The organism is Pseudomonas sp. MS15a(2019) (assembly GCF_013277805.1).
Taxonomy (GTDB): Bacteria; Pseudomonadota; Gammaproteobacteria; order Pseudomonadales; family Pseudomonadaceae; genus Chryseomonas; species Chryseomonas benzopyrenica.
Genome location: NZ_VBTN01000003.1, coordinates 763,627 through 781,594 on the forward strand (window position 1 = coordinate 763,627; position 17,968 = coordinate 781,594).

The 17,968-nt window shown below is 63.7% G+C and carries 18 protein-coding genes; 5 read left to right on the forward strand and 13 right to left on the reverse strand.

Annotation, left to right across the window (positions count from 1 at the left end; all coding sequences use genetic code 11):
- Positions 1–160: 160 nt before the first annotated feature.
- Positions 161–688: a hypothetical protein gene (locus tag FEZ61_RS07035; RefSeq protein WP_143075239.1), complete on the forward strand. Its 528-nt coding sequence runs from the start codon at positions 161–163 to the stop codon at positions 686–688.
- Between the two features lie 102 nt (positions 689–790).
- On the opposite strand, the gene FEZ61_RS07040 is transcribed toward FEZ61_RS07035, so the two are convergent.
- The 6 genes from FEZ61_RS07040 to FEZ61_RS07065 form a co-directional block, all read right to left on the reverse strand.
- Positions 791–1,828, reverse strand: coding sequence for an extracellular solute-binding protein (locus FEZ61_RS07040; protein ID WP_173147966.1), 1,038 nt, complete (start codon positions 1,826–1,828; stop codon positions 791–793).
- Positions 1,829–1,847: 19 nt separating this feature from the next.
- Entirely contained in the window at positions 1,848–2,504 is a 657-nt protein-coding gene (locus tag FEZ61_RS07045) for a LysE family translocator (protein ID WP_173147968.1), read from the reverse strand.
- A 21-nt stretch (positions 2,505–2,525) separates the two neighbouring features.
- The gene (locus tag FEZ61_RS07050) at positions 2,526–3,419 is read right to left on the reverse strand and encodes an amino acid--tRNA ligase-related protein (RefSeq protein ID WP_064308966.1); all 894 of its coding nucleotides are present in this window, start codon (positions 3,417–3,419) and stop codon (positions 2,526–2,528) included.
- Between the two features lie 40 nt (positions 3,420–3,459).
- Positions 3,460–3,846: a GFA family protein gene (locus tag FEZ61_RS07055; RefSeq protein ID WP_093252414.1), complete on the reverse strand. Its 387-nt coding sequence runs from the start codon at positions 3,844–3,846 to the stop codon at positions 3,460–3,462.
- A 48-nt stretch (positions 3,847–3,894) separates the two neighbouring features.
- Positions 3,895–4,782: a cupin domain-containing protein gene (locus FEZ61_RS07060; RefSeq protein ID WP_242455106.1), complete on the reverse strand. Its 888-nt coding sequence runs from the start codon at positions 4,780–4,782 to the stop codon at positions 3,895–3,897.
- Between the two features lie 91 nt (positions 4,783–4,873).
- Positions 4,874–5,032, reverse strand: a complete 159-nt coding sequence (locus FEZ61_RS07065) for a hypothetical protein (RefSeq protein WP_017642271.1) — start codon at positions 5,030–5,032, stop codon at positions 4,874–4,876.
- A 430-nt stretch (positions 5,033–5,462) separates the two neighbouring features.
- Between FEZ61_RS07065 and FEZ61_RS07070 the strand changes: the two genes are divergently transcribed.
- A complete protein-coding gene (locus FEZ61_RS07070) occupies positions 5,463–6,959 on the forward strand; it encodes an MFS transporter (protein ID WP_173147970.1) in 1,497 nt (498 codons plus the stop codon).
- 372 nt (positions 6,960–7,331) lie between these two features.
- On the opposite strand, the gene FEZ61_RS07075 is transcribed toward FEZ61_RS07070, so the two are convergent.
- Both FEZ61_RS07075 and prmB read right to left on the reverse strand, forming a co-directional pair.
- Entirely contained in the window at positions 7,332–8,651 is a 1,320-nt protein-coding gene (locus FEZ61_RS07075; protein WP_017642269.1) for a DEAD/DEAH box helicase, read from the reverse strand.
- 50 nt (positions 8,652–8,701) lie between these two features.
- Positions 8,702–9,616 (reverse strand): 50S ribosomal protein L3 N(5)-glutamine methyltransferase, encoded by a 915-nt coding sequence (gene prmB / locus FEZ61_RS07080; protein ID WP_017642268.1) that lies wholly within the window; start codon positions 9,614–9,616, stop codon positions 8,702–8,704.
- A gap of 111 nt (positions 9,617–9,727) precedes the next feature.
- Here prmB and FEZ61_RS07085 point away from each other — a divergent pair, with 111 nt between their 5' ends.
- Together FEZ61_RS07085 and FEZ61_RS07090 are read left to right on the forward strand one after the other, a co-directional pair.
- Positions 9,728–11,494: a thiamine pyrophosphate-requiring protein gene (locus tag FEZ61_RS07085; RefSeq protein ID WP_173147972.1), complete on the forward strand. Its 1,767-nt coding sequence runs from the start codon at positions 9,728–9,730 to the stop codon at positions 11,492–11,494.
- 71 nt (positions 11,495–11,565) lie between these two features.
- Positions 11,566–11,889 (forward strand): hypothetical protein, encoded by a 324-nt coding sequence (locus FEZ61_RS07090; RefSeq protein ID WP_173147974.1) that lies wholly within the window; start codon positions 11,566–11,568, stop codon positions 11,887–11,889.
- Here the strand turns inward: FEZ61_RS07090 and FEZ61_RS07095 are convergent, their stop codons facing one another.
- Genes FEZ61_RS07095 through FEZ61_RS07105 form a run of 3 tightly spaced genes read right to left on the reverse strand, consistent with a single transcriptional unit; the run spans position 11,890 to position 14,599 of the window.
- Positions 11,890–12,759 (reverse strand): rhomboid family intramembrane serine protease, encoded by an 870-nt coding sequence (locus FEZ61_RS07095; RefSeq protein WP_173147976.1) that lies wholly within the window; start codon positions 12,757–12,759, stop codon positions 11,890–11,892.
- Positions 12,756–13,715 carry a metallophosphoesterase gene (locus FEZ61_RS07100; RefSeq protein ID WP_173147978.1) on the reverse strand — a complete coding sequence of 320 codons (960 nt, stop codon included), beginning with the start codon at positions 13,713–13,715 and terminating at the stop codon, positions 12,756–12,758. The genes FEZ61_RS07095 and FEZ61_RS07100 overlap by 4 nt, the downstream gene beginning before the upstream one ends.
- Positions 13,715–14,599, reverse strand: coding sequence for an NAD(+) kinase (locus FEZ61_RS07105; protein WP_007158929.1), 885 nt, complete (start codon positions 14,597–14,599; stop codon positions 13,715–13,717). The genes FEZ61_RS07100 and FEZ61_RS07105 overlap by 1 nt, the downstream gene beginning before the upstream one ends.
- A 40-nt stretch (positions 14,600–14,639) precedes the next feature.
- On the opposite strand from FEZ61_RS07105, the gene FEZ61_RS07110 reads away from it, so the two are divergent.
- Positions 14,640–15,620, forward strand: a complete 981-nt coding sequence (locus FEZ61_RS07110; RefSeq protein WP_173147980.1) for a DUF1853 family protein — start codon at positions 14,640–14,642, stop codon at positions 15,618–15,620.
- Here the strand turns inward: FEZ61_RS07110 and FEZ61_RS07115 are convergent.
- The gene (locus FEZ61_RS07115) at positions 15,593–16,516 is read right to left on the reverse strand and encodes a pyridoxal-phosphate dependent enzyme (RefSeq protein ID WP_017642262.1); all 924 of its coding nucleotides are present in this window, start codon (positions 16,514–16,516) and stop codon (positions 15,593–15,595) included. The genes FEZ61_RS07110 and FEZ61_RS07115 overlap by 28 nt on opposite strands.
- A gap of 10 nt (positions 16,517–16,526) precedes the next feature.
- Complete coding sequence (locus tag FEZ61_RS07120) at positions 16,527–17,840, reverse strand: chromosome partitioning protein ParA (protein WP_173147982.1); 1,314 nt, start codon at positions 17,838–17,840, stop codon at positions 16,527–16,529.
- Between the last annotated feature and the right edge of the window lie 128 nt (positions 17,841–17,968).

Here is a 17,968-nt window from a genome sequence, read left to right on the forward strand (position 1 = left end):
GAGCAGATCGACACTTGGACCGGGCACATGCGCGAGCAGCTCATCGAACAGGCCGAGCTCCCTAAAGGCGCCCTGCGGCACTGGCGCCGCATCGAGATCACGCTGCACACGCCCACCGAGTCCGGCGATAAGACCTTCGTGCTATGGAGCAACATGCCCCATGAGATCGAAGCGGCCACCCTCCGCGGCACTGTACCGCAAGCGACGGCGCATCGAAGGCCTGTTCGGGCGCCTAGAGTCGGTGCTTAACAGCGATATGAAGATGCTGGGCCATCCACGTGCCGCCTTGAAGGGCTTCACTGTGGCAGTGTTGGCCTACAACGTGCTAGCCCTACTCAAACAGCTCATCAAGCATGCGCGTCGCCACAGTCATCCGGAGCTGGACGTGTCCACCTACCACATAGCCGTGGACATCGCCGCCGACTACGGGCCAATGCTGCGCCTGCTAGCGCCGCAGAATCAATCGCGCGCAGACGACGCCCCCGGCCAACTCGTCGAGCACTTGCTGCTGGACAAGCGAACCCCAAGCAGTCGGCCACGTCCAAACGAAAACCCAAGGCCGCAGGGCAAAAGCTACGTCGACAGCTCCGTTGCTCGCGCTCATGCGTCCACCGCTCGCGTACTCGAGCAAGGCGCGGCTAAAAAGACCTTGAAGGGGATGCCTTTTAAAGCCCTATTGCTGCAATGAAATGACAAGCGTTACTTCATGAAAAACCTTGACCAAGTCGGCTTCGAGCGAATGCGAGCTGGCGCCACACAAAGCTCACTGCACAGTGTCTGCTGGCCAGTGCTAGTGCTGCAGTTCATCCCATACCTTGGCATAAAGCTCCTGCACCTCTGGTGGGCAAGCCACTGTGTACTCGGCACTGTCCAGCACTGCTTTAGGAATATTCAGTTCCGGCGCGCTTCTAAGTTCCTCTGAAAGGAACATGTCGGCACCTTCAATTCCGGTGTCATAGCCGTGGAAACTCGAATTCAGCGCAGCGTTGCGCGGGGATAGTATGAAGTTCATGAACAGCCTGGCATTTTCCACGTTCCGAGCCTCGGCCAGCAGAACCAGACTGTCGCTGAACACTTGAGTGCCTTCACGCGGTAGTCCGAAGTGAACATGTGGGTTGGCCAGGCGCTGGCGCAAGGCGGCTCCATTCCAGTCGATGCTTGCCTGGAAGTGCCCACTGGCCATCATTTCCACGCTGCCATAGTCCATAGCCTTCCACGTCGGGCGTGCCTTGAGCAAGGTTGTCCGTACTTTGGACATCAACGCCGGCTCTGCATCGCACATGCGCCCGCCATGCAGGCGTACCGCGGCGTAGATCACCTCGTTTGGGTCGGCACCGATGTTGATGGTGCCCTTCAGCGCTTCGGGTGGATCCAGCACCACCGACCAGGTATTGATGTCGCCTTCATAACGGTCGGCGTGCACTGTCACCCCTACTACGCCCCATGCCCAAGGGACTGAATACATACGTTCTGGATCGAAGGGCGGATTGGTCCACGCCTTCTGTACATATCGGTAGTTGGCCAGATCGATGGCGCCACTTGGACGTAGCAGCTTCGCTTCGCGCCAGGCAGGCAGAAAGTTGCTGGCGACCACGGCAAGATCGGCCTGAACTCTGCCATCTCTAATCTCGGATAAAGCCGCTTCGCTGGTGCGGTACTCGATCAGCCGGACCTTGATGTCATAGGCCTGCTCGAAGCTAGCCAGCAGTTCGGGGCTGGTGTAACTCTCCCAGTTGTACAGGGTTAGGGTACCAGCAGAGCTGACCGCCGTGCTCAGCAAAAAGCCGCTCAGACCGACCAGAAGGCTGGTCACCGGTTTCCAGCTCATCAGATGTCTCCTTGCCGAGTTAGGCCAGCGGTAGTAGGACACGTCCCATCGCAACCTGCTTGGAGTGAGTGTCTTGCCCTTCCAGCGCCGAATAGGCAATTGATGCTGAGAACAGCATCAGCAGGACTGAGGCGCAGCGCAGGAATCTGCCGGTATACCTTGACCAGGCTCGGCGCAGGGTTAGGAGGTGGCCCAGGCAGGTCCACAGACTGCCGATTGGAATCAGCACCAGCAGGAAAACACCCATGAACCAGACGAACTGCGGCAGTGACTGGAATGCTGTCAATGGAAATGCGCTGCTGGCGAACAGAAACGCTTTGGGGTTGAGCAAGGTTGCAAGAAACACCTCCAGCCCGCCAGCGCACTGCTGATTGGAGACCAGGCGAGATACGCTACTGCGCCATAGGCGGGTAGCCAGCCATAGCAGGTAGCCCGCGCACAGCCATTTCATGGCAATGAGAAGCCAGGGCCGGTCTGCTCCGTAGGCCAGCAGCAAGCTGCCCCAGGCCAGGATCGATAGGGCGTAGTCTGCCGCCTCTGCACCTACCAGCGGCAAGGCCCGCCACAAGCCGCGTTGCACCCCAGCGGAGAACAACAAGGTATTAGTAGGCCCAGGCACTACGAGGATCAGTGAGGCAAGCAGCGCCAAGGGCAGCACGTGATCCAGTGTCGGCATGTGAAGTCCTCGCAGAGGGGCTCAGGGCGCGGTGAAGGGCAGTGATGTGCGCAACGGTTCGACACTGTCCAGGCCCAGTGCCATGCGGCACAGGCGCTCAATGCCGATGCCGAAGCCCGCGCTGCGTGGTGGAACGCTGCCGTCACGCATCAAGTCGCACATGATCGCGTCCTCAGGACCGAAACTGGCGAGATGGCGAGCTTGGGCCTCGAAGCGTTCCGGATCGTCTTCGTCGGTGTAGCCGTGGACCACTTCCACGCAATCGATGAGGATCTCGAAACGCTCAACGATGGCACCCTGGCCGTCCCGACGCCGGGCGCGCACTTCCGGCAACAGCGGGAAGTCGGTTACCACCATGCAGCGTCCCCGCGATAGCGGCTCGATCTGCTCGGTGATGTAGCGATCAATCAACCACAGGGGCGAGATGTCCGGCTTGTTATACATTTGGCGAAACTTGCGCACCAGGGCCTCACTAGCGCCGGGGTCGCTGAACAGGTCTATGCCTAGGTCTTCGAACAGGTGGCCGGCGAACGACAAGGTCTCGATCTGGCCTTTGTAGAAGGTGCGGACCAGTCGACAGGCTAGTTCGAGCATTTCGCCCAGGCTGGCCTCCTGACGATAGAGATCGAGCATGGTGAATTCGGGTAGGTGGGTGCTATCGAGCTCGTCTGGCCTGAAACAGGCTGCCAGTTCGTAGATCGCCGGTGCGTGCTGCAGGTTGCAACGCAGAGCGAAGGCCGAGGACTCGCGCAGCCACCGGCCGTCGCTCAGTTGCAGGCGAGGACGATCTGCATCGCCGGGGTAGCGGCGTAGAATCGGCGTCATGATCTCCAGGTAGCCTTCGCTGTCGAGCAACCTGCGAATACGCTGCAGCATCCGAGCCTTGTAGATCACGGGATGTATGTCGGGGGCCATGCACACTCCTTGGCGAGTATCTTGACCGGTCGCGGTCGACTCAGGGTTGCGGGTTGATCTTCCACCAGCGAGGCCGAGACGAAGTGAATGAATGGGACGTCGGGCGCAGTGCCTTGTCGCCCTTAGCGTCGAAACAGCCCAGCAGCAGGCCGACAGTGGGCGCGTCGTCAATGGCGCCGAGACTGCTGCCGCAGGTAGGGCAGAACGCACGGCTGGATTGCTTCGAAGAGCGGTACAGCGCCGGCATGCCACCTTCCCCGGTCCATTCGACGTCGGCCTTGTCAAACTCCACCCAGCACAGGGTGAGACTACCCGAGTGGCGTTGGCACATGCTGCACGAGCAGGTATGCGGAAATCGCGGTTCGCCCTTGGCGCTGAACCGAATGCGGCCGCACAGGCAACCACCGGTATGAACAGTGACTTTCATGGGACTAGTCCTTGCCGTCACGCGCGGCGTCGATCAGCGTACTCAGTTCTACCCATTGATCGACGAACGGGGTGAGCATCTGCAGGAAACCGTCGATGACTTGCGGCTGCAGGAAGCCGAACAACTGGGCCTGGCGAATGAAACGAGCAATGCCATCCTGGTGCCCTTGCTCGACCGCCACTTTGCCAGTGGCAGCCTCGTGTTCCTCGTCCAGATGCATGCGGTAATAGTCGGCAGGGCCACCGATACTGAATACTCGTCCTGGCGTCCGATGTGATAAACCGACGCCGGCAGGTACAGCACGTCCCCAGGCTTGAGCAAGAACAGTTTGCCGGTCTTGAGTAAGGCGTCGTATGCGCTGGCACCAGCGAAGGTGGGCGCCCGGCCGCCGGCTAGGGCAATGTATTCATCGCGAGTCCAGCAGTAAAATTCCTTCACGCCGGGGCCCAGATGGCAAAGAAACGCGTGCTCGAAGCCTTCGTGTATACCGAATGCAGTGCCCGCATAATTGCCGCAAAACGCTGCTTGCTCCACGCCACCCACGGGCATGCCGCGAAACGCGAAAAATGAGCGAATGAAGCGACCAAAGGCTGCTGCCAGGCGAGGGCTGATCTGTTCGAGATTGTTGATTACCAGACTGAACCGCGTCCTTGCAGTAAGGCGCTGCATAAATGCGACCAGCGTTTCGCCATTGAGGCGTAGTTGACGGTAGGCCTGCTCAATGAGGTCATCCCGACGCTGTTCACCATCATAAATACGAATACGGCTATCGGTAGTTTTCCTATCAGATTGCTCGGCCAGATCATAAAATGCTTGTTCAACTACTTCAGGGCCGGAAAAACCTTTATGTATCGGCAGAATGGACTCGAATAAGTAGGGTGCTCGCCCCCCTGCGGTCTTTTGATCAAAATCGTCCCATAATTTTGCTTCAAACATATCGAGAAGTTCCTTCGCTAATCGAAAGCAACGCTACTCGCTGTTGAAATGACCGGCCGCTGCAACTCGCAGCGGCCGGCGCTTACCGCACTCAGGCGTCAGGTCGCACGCCTGCCTTCATCGCGTCGGGCCGTACACCCGCCTTCATGGCGTCCGGGCGAACCCCGGCCTTGAGGGCATCCGGTCGCACGCCCGTCTTCAGGGCATCAGGGCGCTCACCTGCTTTCAGCATGTCCATTTCGAAGTTCATGTTGCATTTTCCTTCTAAAATGATTGGCAAAAAGATTTGCCCGCACGCACAGCCACACAATCATTATGAATCGCTGCAATGATCTGAGCAAAGTTGTGTGTCCGCCCGTGCAGACGATGGGTTGAAACACGCCTGGAAGCCTTTTCTTCGGCGCAAGAAAACAATTACCTTCCGCAGAGGATTTTCCAAATCGGAAATGTTTCGAGTTGTATGAATTGGCCTAACAGTTTGATGGAAATTAAAAAAATCGTGTAAAACGAGGGAGCCAAATGTGATTGGCTAACGTGACATGTGACATCTGAAGAGCAATCCAGATGACCGTTTTGTTACTGTGTGCGTTACGGTGTTGGAATCTTTTTCGTAAGGTAAAGAGTGGCATTGTCATAGGTACGTAACGCTGCCGGTTTAGGGCTTCGAAAGGAAAGGAGCTATGCATGTAGCCAATCCCCGTCACTGGCTTGCCCTTGTCGCGATCATGCTCGCTTTCCTACCCGTGGTTCTGGACATGACCATACTTACTGTAGCCATGCCCACCCTGACCCTGGCGCTGGGGGCTTCTGCCGCCGAAGTCCTGTGGATAATGGACATCTATCCATTGCTGATGGCAGGTCTGCTGGTGCCCATGGGAACGCTAGCCGATCGGCTAGGCAACCGTCGTCTGCTCCTGATCGGCTTGGTAGTGTTCGGAGTTGCATCGCTGTTGGCAGCCCTGGCTTCGACCACTACCTGGCTCATCGCTGCCCGCGTGCTTCTGGCTTTTGGTGGCGCGATGATCATGCCATGCGTGCTGGGCATCATTCGCCGCACGTTCGAAGATGAGCAAGAGCGTGCTACGGCGCTGGGTTTGTGGAGTATGGTCGCTGCCGCTGGTGCAGCACTTGGGCCGCTGATTGGTGGCGCGCTGCTGGAGTACTTCTGGTGGGGAGCGGTCTTTCTGGTCAATGTCCCGATCATGCTGGTAGTTGCGCCCCTGGTGTTGCTGCTACTTGACCGAGACCAGCAGACCACTCCTTCCGATTGGGCACCTGGCCAGGCATTGCTCTTGATCGCAGGAATGCTGGCGTTGATTTACGGGGTAAAGGCCGCATTCGGCGCTACTCAACCTCTGGCCCTGGCTGTGCCGATCGCGCTGCTAGGAGTCGCTCTGCTGAGTATCTTCGTGCGGCTGCAATTGCATTCGACCACGCCCATGCTGGAGCTGTCGCTGTTCAACCAGCCTGCAATCGTGGCCGGGATTGCCATGGCGATGGTGACGTACGGCACGCTAACCGGCGTGGAGCTTACGCTTGCACAGGAACTTCAGTACATGCTGGGAAAAACGCCGCTGCAGGCCGCCACCTTCATGATTCCGATCATGGCTGCTGCGGCCTTGGGTGGGCCATTGGCCGGCTATCTTATCAGACTCGGCAGCCTGCGCTGGGTGGCCAGTGCTTCCTTGTGGCTGTGCGCGATGACCATGGCCTTAATGGCCTCGGCTGACCTACACCAACCGGGTTTCTTGGTACCTGCAATACTGGCCTTGCTGGGCCTCACACTTAGTATAGGGCTGACAACTGCCTCTATTGCAATCCTGGGTTCGGTAGAAGCCAGCAAAGGTGCAGCAGCGGGATCATTGGAAGCTACTGCCTATGAGCTGGGGACAGCGCTGGGAATCACTTTTTTCGGTATGTTTATGTCCGTAGTGTTCGCCCATATGCTTGAGCTGCCGGTGGACCTTGCTCAGCCTTTGGCTGACCGTGCGATGCGATCAATCGGCGACAGCTATATCGTAGCCCAGGGTCTGATAGCGCCTCAGAGTGGGGCATTGATTAAGGCTGCCAGCGAGGCCTTTTCGACAACGCATAGCGTGTTGCTGATGACCTGCTCGGCCATGATGGGAAGCCTCGGGGTATTCGTCTTCCTCATGCTAAAAGGGTGCAGGCATTAGGGTTTGTTGAGAATCAAATCCAAACGATCACAAGGTTAGGGAGCAGTAAGCGGATGAGCATGGGCCGCCGGCAGAAGCCGAAGCAATCCACTATCAGCGTCGGCCCAAGCGGCATGACTCACACCAAAGAGCCTCCGGAGTTCCCAAGGCAGTTCATGCTTCTTAGAGCCTGTGCAAAGCATAGCGAGTTAGAGCCAAAGCAGGCCTAGACGGCCTTACGAAAGTAGCTGAAAAAGCGGATCAGACCCGCGCTCGGGTTTACGTGGTAAAGAAGCATTGCGACGGGGCCGCCTAGGCGGGGCTGGCGACCCAGGCTGTTTTCAACACCGTTTGGCCGACGCGCAGCAGACTTTGAACCGGCTCAGCGCGGGATCACTCCTGGGTGCGCTTGCGCGGCGGCGCGAAGCCGTCGGCCGAGGTCGGCACCAGGGCACCGGGGCGACGCTCGGACTTGGCTTTGGCCTTGGTCTTGGCCTTGCCGTCCTTCTTGCCCTCGGTCTTTTTCTTCTTGACGCCCGCCGCCTTGCCGGACGCCTTGAGCTTTTTCGGACCGTTGTAGCTGGCCTTGAGACCCGGCAGGTGACGGCGCTCGAATCTCAGCTTGAGATAGCGCTCGATGCTGGACATCAGATTCCAGTCGCCATGGGTGACGAAGGAGATCGCCGTGCCCGCCTCGCCCGCGCGACCGGTACGGCCGATACGGTGGACGTATTCGTCACCACTGCGCGGCAGGTCGTAGTTGATCACCAGGTCGAGGCCTTCGACGTCCAGGCCACGGGCGGCCACGTCGGTGGCGATCAGCACCTTGACCGCGCCACTCTGCAGGCGCTCCACGGCCAGCTTGCGATCCTTGGTGTCCTTGTCGCCGTGCAGGACGAAGACCTTGAGACCTTCGGCCACCAGGCGGCCGGTCAGGCGATCGGCCTGCACCTTGGTGTTGGTGAAGACGATGGCCTTGCGATAGGTCTCGTTGGCCAGCAGCCACTGCAGCAGGCGCTCCTTGTGCGGCGGCTCGTCGGCCAGGATCACCTGCTGCACCACGGCTTCGTTGAGTTCGCCGGTACGGTCCAGCATGAGGTTCTGCGGCTCGCGCAGGACCTGCTCGACCACCTGACGCAGGCTGTTGCCACCGCTGGTGGCGGAGAACAGCAGGGTCTGACGACCCTCGCGCTCGCAGCTCGCGGCGATCTGCAACACGTCCTCGGAGAAGCCCATGTCGAGCATGCGGTCGGCTTCGTCCAGCACCAGCATCTCGATGTCCTTGAGATCCACGTTGCCGGCGTTGCGCTGCTCCAGCAGCCGCCCCGGGGTGGCCACCAGGATCTCCGGGTTCTTGCGCAGGCCGGCGGCCTGGACGCGGAAGTCCTCGCCACCGATCACCAGGCCGGCCTTGAGAAAGGTGAACTGGCCGAAGCGTTCGATTTCCTTGGCGGTCTGCTGGGCCAACTCGCGGGTCGGCAGCAGAATCAGGGCGCGAGCGCCGGAGCGGGGCTTGGGATCCTTGAGCAGGCGATCCAGCAGCGGCAACAGGAAGGCGGCGGTCTTGCCGCTGCCGGTCCGGGCGGTGACGCGCAGGTCATGGCCTTCCAGGGCCGGGCCCACGGCAGCGGCCTGGACCGGGGTGGGCGTCTTGAAGCCCAGGGTATCGAGGGCCTTGAGCAGGCGCTCGTGCAGAGCGAGTTCGGTAAACACGGGTAGACCTCGGTAAAGAAAGGGCGGCCGCCGCGGGCGACCGCGAGTGATCAGGGGACCAGACGGCTGTGGAACAGCGCCTGGTGCTCGCGGCATTGGGCGGCGGCGAGCAGGAAGACGCCATGGCCGCCACGCTCGAATTCGAGCCAGGTGAAATCGACTTCTGGATAGAGCGCCTCGACGTGGACCTGGCTGTTGCCCACCTCCACGATGAGGATGCCCTGCTCGGTGAGGTGATCGGCGGCCTCGGCCAGCATCCGCCGCACCAGATCCAGGCCGTCCTCGCCACAGGCCAGGCCCAGCGCCGGTTCGTGCTGGTATTCGGCCGGCATGTCGGCGAAGTCCTCGGCGTCCACGTAGGGCGGATTGCTGACGATCAGGTCGAAGCGCTGCCCCGGCAGACCGGCGAAGCCATCGCCCTGCACGGTATAGACGCGATCTTCCAGGCCGTGGCGCTCGATGTTCTGCCAGGCCACTTCGAGGGCGTCGTAGGACAGATCGCCCAGGGCAACTTCGGCCTCGGGAAAGGCATAGGCACAGGCGATGCCGATGCAGCCCGAGCCGGTGCAGAGATCAAGGATGCGCGCCGGCGTGGCCGGTAGCCAGGGGGAGAACTGGCCGTCGATCAGCTCGCCGATGGGCGAGCGCGGCACCAGCACCCGCTCGTCGACGGTGAACGGCAAACCGCAGAACCAGGCCTCGCCAAGCAGATAGGCGGTCGGCACCCGCTCCTGGATGCGCTTGTGCAGCAGCACCCCGAGTGCGTAGCGCTCGTCGTCTTCCAGGGCGCAGTCCAGGTAGCGGTCGGCGGTGTCCCAGGGCAGGTGCACGGCGCCCAGCACCAGGGCACGGGCCTCGTCCCAGGCGTTGTCATGGCCATGGCCGAAGAACAGTTCTTCGGCATGGAAGCGGCTGACGGCCCAGCGGATGTGGTCGCGCAAGGTGCGCAGGCGGGATTCGCTCATGAAAGGCTCCGGATGATCAGCCGCGCATTCTAACCCGCGCCCGGTCCGGCTGCAGGAACTTAACGTCCGGGCCCTTCTTCCTAAGCCTAGACCTTCAACGAGGAGAACATCATGAGCAAGACCGTAGCCGACCATCTCTGGGAGCGACTCGGCCAGTGGAACGTCGAGCGCATCTTTGGTTATCCCGGCGATGGCATCAACGGCATCATGGGCGCCCTGGGTCGGGTGGCCGACCAGTTCGACTACGTGCGGGTGCGTCATGAGGAGATGGCCGCCTTCATGGCCTGCGCCCATGCCAAGTTCACCGGCGAGGTCGGCGTCTGCCTGGCCACCTCCGGGCCCGGCGCCATCCACCTGCTCAACGGCCTGTACGACGCCAAGATGGACCATATGCCGGTGGTCGCTTTGGTGGGCCAGCAAGCGGCCTCCTCGCTTGGCAGCGACTACCAGCAGGAAGTCGACCTGCACACCCTGTTCAAGGACGTTTCCGCCTATGTGGAAACGGTGGTGCATCCCGCCCAGCTGCGCCATGTCATCGACCGCGCCTTCCGCGTGGCCATCGCCGAGCGCCAGGTGGCCACGGTAATCCTTCCCAACGACATCCAGCAGTTGCCGGCGGTGGAAAGTCCGCCGCACCAGCATGCCAACGTGCTCTCCGGCGCTGGCGCTATCCCACCGCGGCCCTACGCCCAGGAAGACGACCTGCAGGCCGCCGCCGACATCCTCAACGCCGGCAAGAAGGTCGCCATGCTGGTAGGCGCTGGCGCCCTGCAGGCGCGTAGCGAGGTCATGGCGGTAGCGGAAAAGCTCAGCGCCGGGGTGGCCAAGGCGCTGCTGGGCAAGGGCGTGGTCTCCGACGAACTGCCCTACGTCACCGGCTCCATCGGCCTGCTCGGGACCGAGGCCAGCGATGTGCTGATGAAGGAATGCGACACCCTGCTGATCGTTGGCTCGACCTTTCCCTATACCGAATTCCTGCCCAAGGAAGGCCAGGCGCGGGCGGTACAGATCGATCTGCATGCGCGCAACATCAGCATGAGGTATCCCATCGAGCAGCCGCTGCTGGGCGATGCCGCCGAGACCCTGCGCCGACTGCTGCCGCTGCTGGAGAGCAAGCCCCACGATGGTTGGCGCACGCGCATCGAAAAGAGCGTGGCCGCTTCCTGGCACTCCATCGAGCAGCGCGCCCTGGCGCCCGCCGAGCCGATCAATCCGCAGCGGGTGTTCCACGAACTTTCCAGCCAGCTGCCGCAGGATGCCATCCTCTGCGGCGACAGCGGCTCCCACACCAACTGGTATGCCCGCGACATCCGCATGCGCGGGCAGATGCTGGGGTCGCTGTCGGGCAAGCTGGCGACCATGGGCTGCGGCATTCCCTATGCCATCGCGGCCAAGTTCGCTCATCCAGATCGTCCGGTGATCGCCCTGGTGGGCGATGGCGCCATGCAGATGAACGGCAACGCCGAACTGGTCACCCTGCAGCAGTACTGGAAGAGATTCAGCAATCCGACCTTCATCGTCATGGTGCTCAACAATGGCGACCTTAACCAGGTGACCTGGGAGCAGCGCGCCCTGGCCGGTGACCCCAAGTTCGCGCCGGCCCAGGACGTGCTCGACTTCCCCTATGCGCGCTATGGCGAGCTGCTGGGCTTCAAGGGCCTGCGCATCCATCGACCGGACGAGGTGGCGGATGCCTGGCAGCAGGCCTTTGAGGCGGATCGCCCGGTCGTGCTGGAATTCGTCACCGATCCCAGCGTGCCACCGTTGCCGCCGCACATCAGCTTCGAACAGGCGCGGGCCTTCCTTGGCTCCATCGCCAGCGGCGATCCGAACGGTTGGGACATGCTCAAGCAGGGTGCGCGGCAGTTGCTGCGCTAGCCCGGGCTTTTCAGGCTCGCCAAGGCACGTCGAGGCGTATACCCTCGGCGGCCTGATAAAAAGCCTAGGGCATGAGCATGCAGTTGCCCGAGCACGACCATTTCGATCCGCCGCCGCTGCGCTTGCGGCGGCCCTTTCTGACCTTCCTGACCGCTGGTGTGGGGACGCTCTCCGCACTCACTGGCCTCGCCGCGTTGCTTGTCGGCACCGTGGCCTGGTTGCAGTTGCCGCAGGTGACGCCTTACCTCCCAATGGCACGCGAGACGGCCCAGGGTTTCCTGGGCGGGGGTGTCCTGTCTTTGTTGATCGGGCTCTGGCTCCGCCGACGCAGCCAGCACCGTGGGCGCTATCGCAACGCCCTGAGCCTGGCTCCGGAACTCAAGCGGCGGCACTGATCAGCGCTGGCGCAGACGCGCCAGCCCACCACCCAGCAAGCCGGTAAGGCAGCCCAGCACTAAGCCGCCGACATGGGCGCCATTGGCGATGGAGCCGAAGCCGAGCAGATCGAAGACGCCGGTCAGGCAGATCACCAGCCAGATCAGCATCATGGCCACCACGCCACGGGGCATGCGATAGGCCGGATTGGGCGCCAGCCACTGGAACAGCCAGCAATGGCCGAGCAGGCCATAGAGCACCCCGGACAGACCGCCGAACAGCGCCGGCCCGGTCCAGGCGTACTGCACCAGGTTGGAGCCGGCGGCGAAGGCCAGGGTCAGGAGCAGCAGCATCAGGCCGCCCTGGCGGAATTCGATGCGCCGACCCAGCTCCCAGTACCAGAGGGCGTTCATCGCCAGGTGCAGCAGACCGAAGTGCAGGAAGATCGGAGTGACCAGCCGCCACCATTCGCCACGGGACAGGCTGACATCGAGATCGAGAAAGGCGATGTGCTCGGCGTCGATCAGGCGGAATTCCTGCAGCGTCAGGTAGTGGATCAACGCCAGGTTGTCGCCCAGTTCGGTGGCCAGGCCCAGCAGCAGGGTAACGGCGAGAAAGACGGCGCTGACCGGACTGGCCTTGAGTTGCGCCAGCAGGCCGAAACCCCGCGGGCTACGGGTAGCCTGGACCTCGCCGCGCGGATCGCCGTCGGGATAGCGTTCATAGAGCATGCGGGTCTCTTCGACCCGCGCCGGGTCCAGCACCCAGAGCACCTGGCTGTCGCCCTCCTCCACCACCCGATGGCGGATCTGCAGGCGCCGCAGCAGGCGGGTGAAGGCCAGCAGGTCGCGGCCCAGGGGCACGCGCAGCACGGGTTGCGGCTGGTTCATCGGCCCTCCTCGCGCTGGACATCGATCCAGACGAACTTGGCCGGGTCGATCTGGCGTTCGTCGTCGAGGCGGTAGGCCACCAGCTTGCCGTACTTGACCGCGCTGTAGTCCAGGCAGGCCAGGTTGGGTCGCAGGGGTTCGGGATGGCCATCGCGCCAGTAGTGGCCGACGAACAGCAGCGGCTCGCTTTCGCCATAGCAGAGCAACCCGGCCTTCTCCTCATCGCTCAGGCGTTCGCAGGCGATTTCCGCCGGCAGGGCATCGGGTTGGAAGACCACGTCGCCATAGGTCTGGGGATCGCGCTCCCAGAACTTGGTGCGAAAGCGCGCCCGCACATAGCCATCGCTGCCGGTGAGGCGCAGGCCATGGGGCAAGGGTAGCGACACGCCATTGAGCAGGCGCGAGGCGACCCGGCTGGCCAGGCTGCCACCGACGATGGACTGGCGGACGAAGTCTTCGTCGATGCAGGCATCCGGATAATGGTGGAGGAATTCGTCGATCAACCGCTGATCCCAGCAGGCGTGCACGATGCGGAAGTGGCCGAAGTCCTTGCACAGCGGCAAGGTGTACAGCCAGCGCAGGTGGTCCTGCCACTCCTGGTGGTGATCGGCGAAGGCCGCCAGGGTCTCCTGGATCAGCTGACGGTGGCGCGGCGTATGCTCGCGCACCCAGGTCTGGCCGGTACCGGGTAGCGCCGGGGTGTGCCAGGCCAGGGCGTTGAGTTCGTGATTGCCGAGGATGCAGTGGGCGTGACCGCCCTCGACCATGGCGCGCACGCGGCGCAGCGAACCGCGGATACGCGGCCCGCGGTCGACCAGGTCACCGAGAAAGATCGCCTGGCGCTCCGGGTGCTGCCAGACGCCGTCCACCTGCTGATAATCGAGACGCTCCAGCAGCAGGTCCAGGGTATGGGCGCAGCCGTGGAGATCGCCGATCAGATCGTAGCCCAGGGGCATTAGTCGTCTCCCAGCCGACTGCCCCAGCCGAGCTTGGTCCGGCAGATCTCGTAGTAGTTGTGATCCAGCGGATGGATCAGCCTGAGCTTGTGGGGCTTCTTCTGAATGGTCACGGTATCGCCGGGTGCGCAGGTGAAATGATTCTGGCCATCACATGAGACCTGCGGATAGATCGTCATGTTCGGCGACACCAGGATCGACAGGGTGCTGTCGCCGGACACCACGATGGGTCGGCTGGACAGGGTATGGGGATACATGGGCACCACCACGATGGCATCCAGCTTGGGATGCATGATGGGGCCGCCGGCCGACAGCGAGTAGGCGGTGGAGCCAGTGGGGGTGGCGACGATCAGGCCGTCGGCGCGCTGGCTGCAGACGAACTGGCCATCGATGTACAGCTCGAACTCGATCATCCGGGTGGACTTACCGGGGTGCAGCACCACGTCGTTGAGCGCATCGCCCTGGCCGATCATCTCGCCGCCGCGCTCGACGAAGGCATCGAGCAGAAAGCGCGTCTCCATCAGGTACTGGCCGTCGAGCACCTCGGCGACCTTGGTCTCCAGCTCGTCGGGACGGATGTCGGTGAGAAAGCCCAGCTTGCCGCGATTGATGCCCAACACCGGCACCCGTGGCCGCACCAGAGCGCGGGCGGCGCCGAGCAGGCTGCCGTCGCCGCCGACCACGATCACCAGGTCGCAGATCTCGCCCATGAGCTTGCGCGACACCGTCTGCAGGCCGTGCCCGGGCAGCACCTCGGCAATGGTGTTTTCCAGGATGACGTTGCGCCCGCGTTGCAGCAGGAAGGTCTTGAGCCGGCGGATGGTGTCCAGCACCTGGGTGCTGCCGAGTCGACCGATGATGCCGATGTTACGAAAGGAGTCCATGACGCGCCGGCGGCCCCGTTGGCTGGAAAGTGCGGAAAGTATGGGCGAAAGCCCGTGGCAGCGGCAAACCGCCCTCATCCGACCACGGGTCGCCGCCGGCGATCCGCAGCGGCCCGGCTTGGCCTATGCTGGCACCATGACGCCCTTCGCCGAGCTGCACGCCCTGCCCCGCCGCCTGAGCCAGCCCCAGGTGCGCGACCTTGCCTGGACCCTGGTCGCCCCGCCGCTGCTGACTGCCGCCGATACCCGCCACCCCCTGGCCGCCAGCGACTGGGCGGGCCACCCCGCAAGACTGGCCGACTGGCTGCGGCAACAGGACGCGGCACCCGCTGAATTGGCCGCGTGGCTTGCCCAGGGCAGCGACCGCCGCCTGGGCCGGCAGTACGAAAGACTCTGGCAATTCGCCCTGGCCCGAGCACCGGGCGTACGGCTGCGCGCTGCCAACCTGCCCCTGCGCGAGGGCGAGCGTACCCTGGGTGAGCTGGACCTGCTGGTAGAGGACGCCGAAGGCGTCCATCACCTGGAACTGGCGGTGAAGTTCTACCTGGGCGAAGGACCAGCGCAGGCACCACGCTGGCTGGGTCCCGGCGGCGAGGATCAGCTGGCGCGCAAGCTCGCCCATCTGCGCCAGCGCCAGCTGCCGCTGTCGGCCACGCCCCTGGCCCGGGCCAATCTGGCCGCGCTGAACATCGCTCCGCCGCAGGCGGCGCTGTGGCTGGGCGGCTATCTGTTCCAGCCCCTCGACCGCCCCCTGCCCTGGCCGACCGGTACCTTGCCGCCCCGGCAACCCCAGCTGTGGTGCGAGCGCGGACAGCTACAGGACGGCCCCTGGGAGGTGCTGCCCAAGGGCCACTGGCTGGCGCCCGCGGTCGCCGACACGCCCTGCCTGCCCTTGCCGGACGGCGAGCCGATCTGGCCGCAGTTGCTGGTGCGTCGCGACGCCCAAGGCGACGAGGACGCCCGACTGTTTCTGGTGCCGTGCGGTTGGCCGATTCAGCCCGCGGCCAACGCCGTCAGCTGAGCCTCCAGGGCGCGGCGGCCCTGCAGGCCGCCGCTGTGGATCAGCACCAGGCGACTACCCGGTGGCAGTGCGCCGCCTTCGATCTCCTGGCGCAAGGCCAGCCAGAGCTTGCCGGTATAGAGCGGCTCCAGGGCGATCCCGGTCTGCGCCTCGAAGTCCGCCATGGCCCGGGCCAGCTCGGCATCGATGCGCCCGAAGCCACCGCGGCTGGCGTCCAGCAAGCGCCAATTCGGGTTGGTGTGCTGCGCGAGCAGCCGGTCCAGGTTGGCTTCGACGCCATGCCCGGGCGGCACCGCCAGCCCACCCACCACCTGCCAGGCGGGATCGGCGGCGCGGATCACGCCGGCCAGAGTGGTGCCAGTGCCGGCGGCCAGCCAGAGTTGCTGGCAATCGGGCCAGCCCAGGGCGGCGAGCCCCTCGCGCAACTCGGTAACGATCGCCATGCAGGACGCGGCGGCCGACTCGTCGCAGCCGCCTTCGGGAACCGGCAGCAGCCCGGGATAACGGGCCTGCCAGGGTTGCCAGAAATCGGCGTCATGGCGGCGGCGATAGCCGCCATAGCCCAGCCAGTGCAGGGTCATGCCATTGGCCTGCACGTCCTCGACGGTGGGCGTCAGGCAGGGCTCGCCACGCAGGAGGCCGACGGTGGCGAAGCCTTCCTCCCGGCCCAGGGCGGCCAGCGCGTGCAGATGATTGGAGTGGGCGCCACCGAGGCTGATGAGCCCACGGCCCGCGCCCCGGGCCAGGCGTTCGCGCCAGGGCTGCAGCTTGTAGCCCTTGTTGCCGTTATGGGCGGCGGGACGCTGATCCAGGCGTAGCACCGCCAGGCGCAGGCCGCGTGCGGCCAGGGCGGCGAGCCGCACCTCCTGGAGTGCGGCGGGGGTAGGAAACGTCATCAGCCGGGGCTCAGAGATTGGCGACGTCACCATCGCTGTCATCGCCGCGGTGCTCGGCGCACAGCGTCGAGTGCTGAGGATCGAACTGGGCCGGATGCTCCACTCGCACCACCGGTCGGCCGCAGCGTTCGCCGTCCACCTCGGCCAGGCACACCGGCTGCTGGTGATGCTCCAGCCAGCGCTGGTACTGATCGCGACTGACCTTGCAGTGCTCGGCGACATACCCTAGCGGATCGGCGCTGAAACGCGGGACATCCTGGCGACTGAGGATCAGATGACCGGCGCCAGGCTGGAAGGTGACGAACAGGATGCCCTGGCGCGCCAGACGTTCCAGCTGGCCTTCGTTGCTGTCGCCGATCAGTTGGGTGCAGCGCTCGCGCAGCTGGCGGATGTCTTCCTGCAACTGGCCGTCCAGCTCGTCGCGGTACTTGAGTTCCACCTCGCGGATGGTCAGCTGATTCTTCAGCTCACCCACCGCCGCGGCCACCCGGGCCTCGCTTTCAGCTTCGGACTGGATGCGCAACGCCTCGATCTTGTAGAGGGCGTTGCGCTCCAGGGTGCGCATCTGTTCGTTGAGTTCTTCACGCTCCCGGCGGGCCAGATCGTGCTGCTGCTCCAGGTGCTGGGCCAGGGCGGCATAGCGCACCTCCAGCTCGGCCTTGGCCGTACGCAATTCGTCGGCATCGCGCTGCAGGCGCGCCAGGTCTTCCTGATGCTGGCGGGTCAGGGTCAGCAGCCGGGTGCGCTGGCCGGCGATCAGCTTGTCCAGCGCCTCCTGGTGTTCCTGGGCGAGGATGCGGCGGACCCGTTCGAGACGGGCCTCGACGTCGATGCCATCGGCGGCGCTGGGATGGTATTCCCCGGCCAGCTCCACCTCGCCATCGCGCGGTGCGACCAGGCCCAGGCAATCGCGGATCGCCTGCCAGTCGTCGTGCTCGGCATCGCTACGCGGATCCCAGAGATCGCCCTGGTGCCAGGAGATTGGACAATGGCTGCGACTGGCCAGGCGGATCGGCCCGGCGCCCAGGTCAGGGCCGACCCCGCCGCGCTCGGCCAGCTCCACCAGCGGCAGGTCCCATTCCGGCAGCGGACTGCCCTGGGCATCGAAGGCCAGCAGGAAAAACACCGTGGCCTTGACCCGGCGATGGTCGTCCAGCAGCAGATAGACGAAGCGATGGCGCCGTCCGGCGCAGTCGAGCAGCGTCTGATCGCCCTGCCAGAGCGCCTGAAAATCGGGAAACAGCAAGGCGCGATTCACACCCTGGTCGCCGAACCCCAGCACCACCGGGGTCAGTACCGCCTCTTCGTTCAACGTCTCTGCCATCTCTCGCCGCGTGCTCTGTCGATCCCACATGAATTCCGAGGCCGGCGTCTCGCCACCGGGCGACCGGACGTGCATCCGCGCCCGACCTCTGGCGGCGACGCCTGTATCTCGCGCCTCCGCCCGACTGC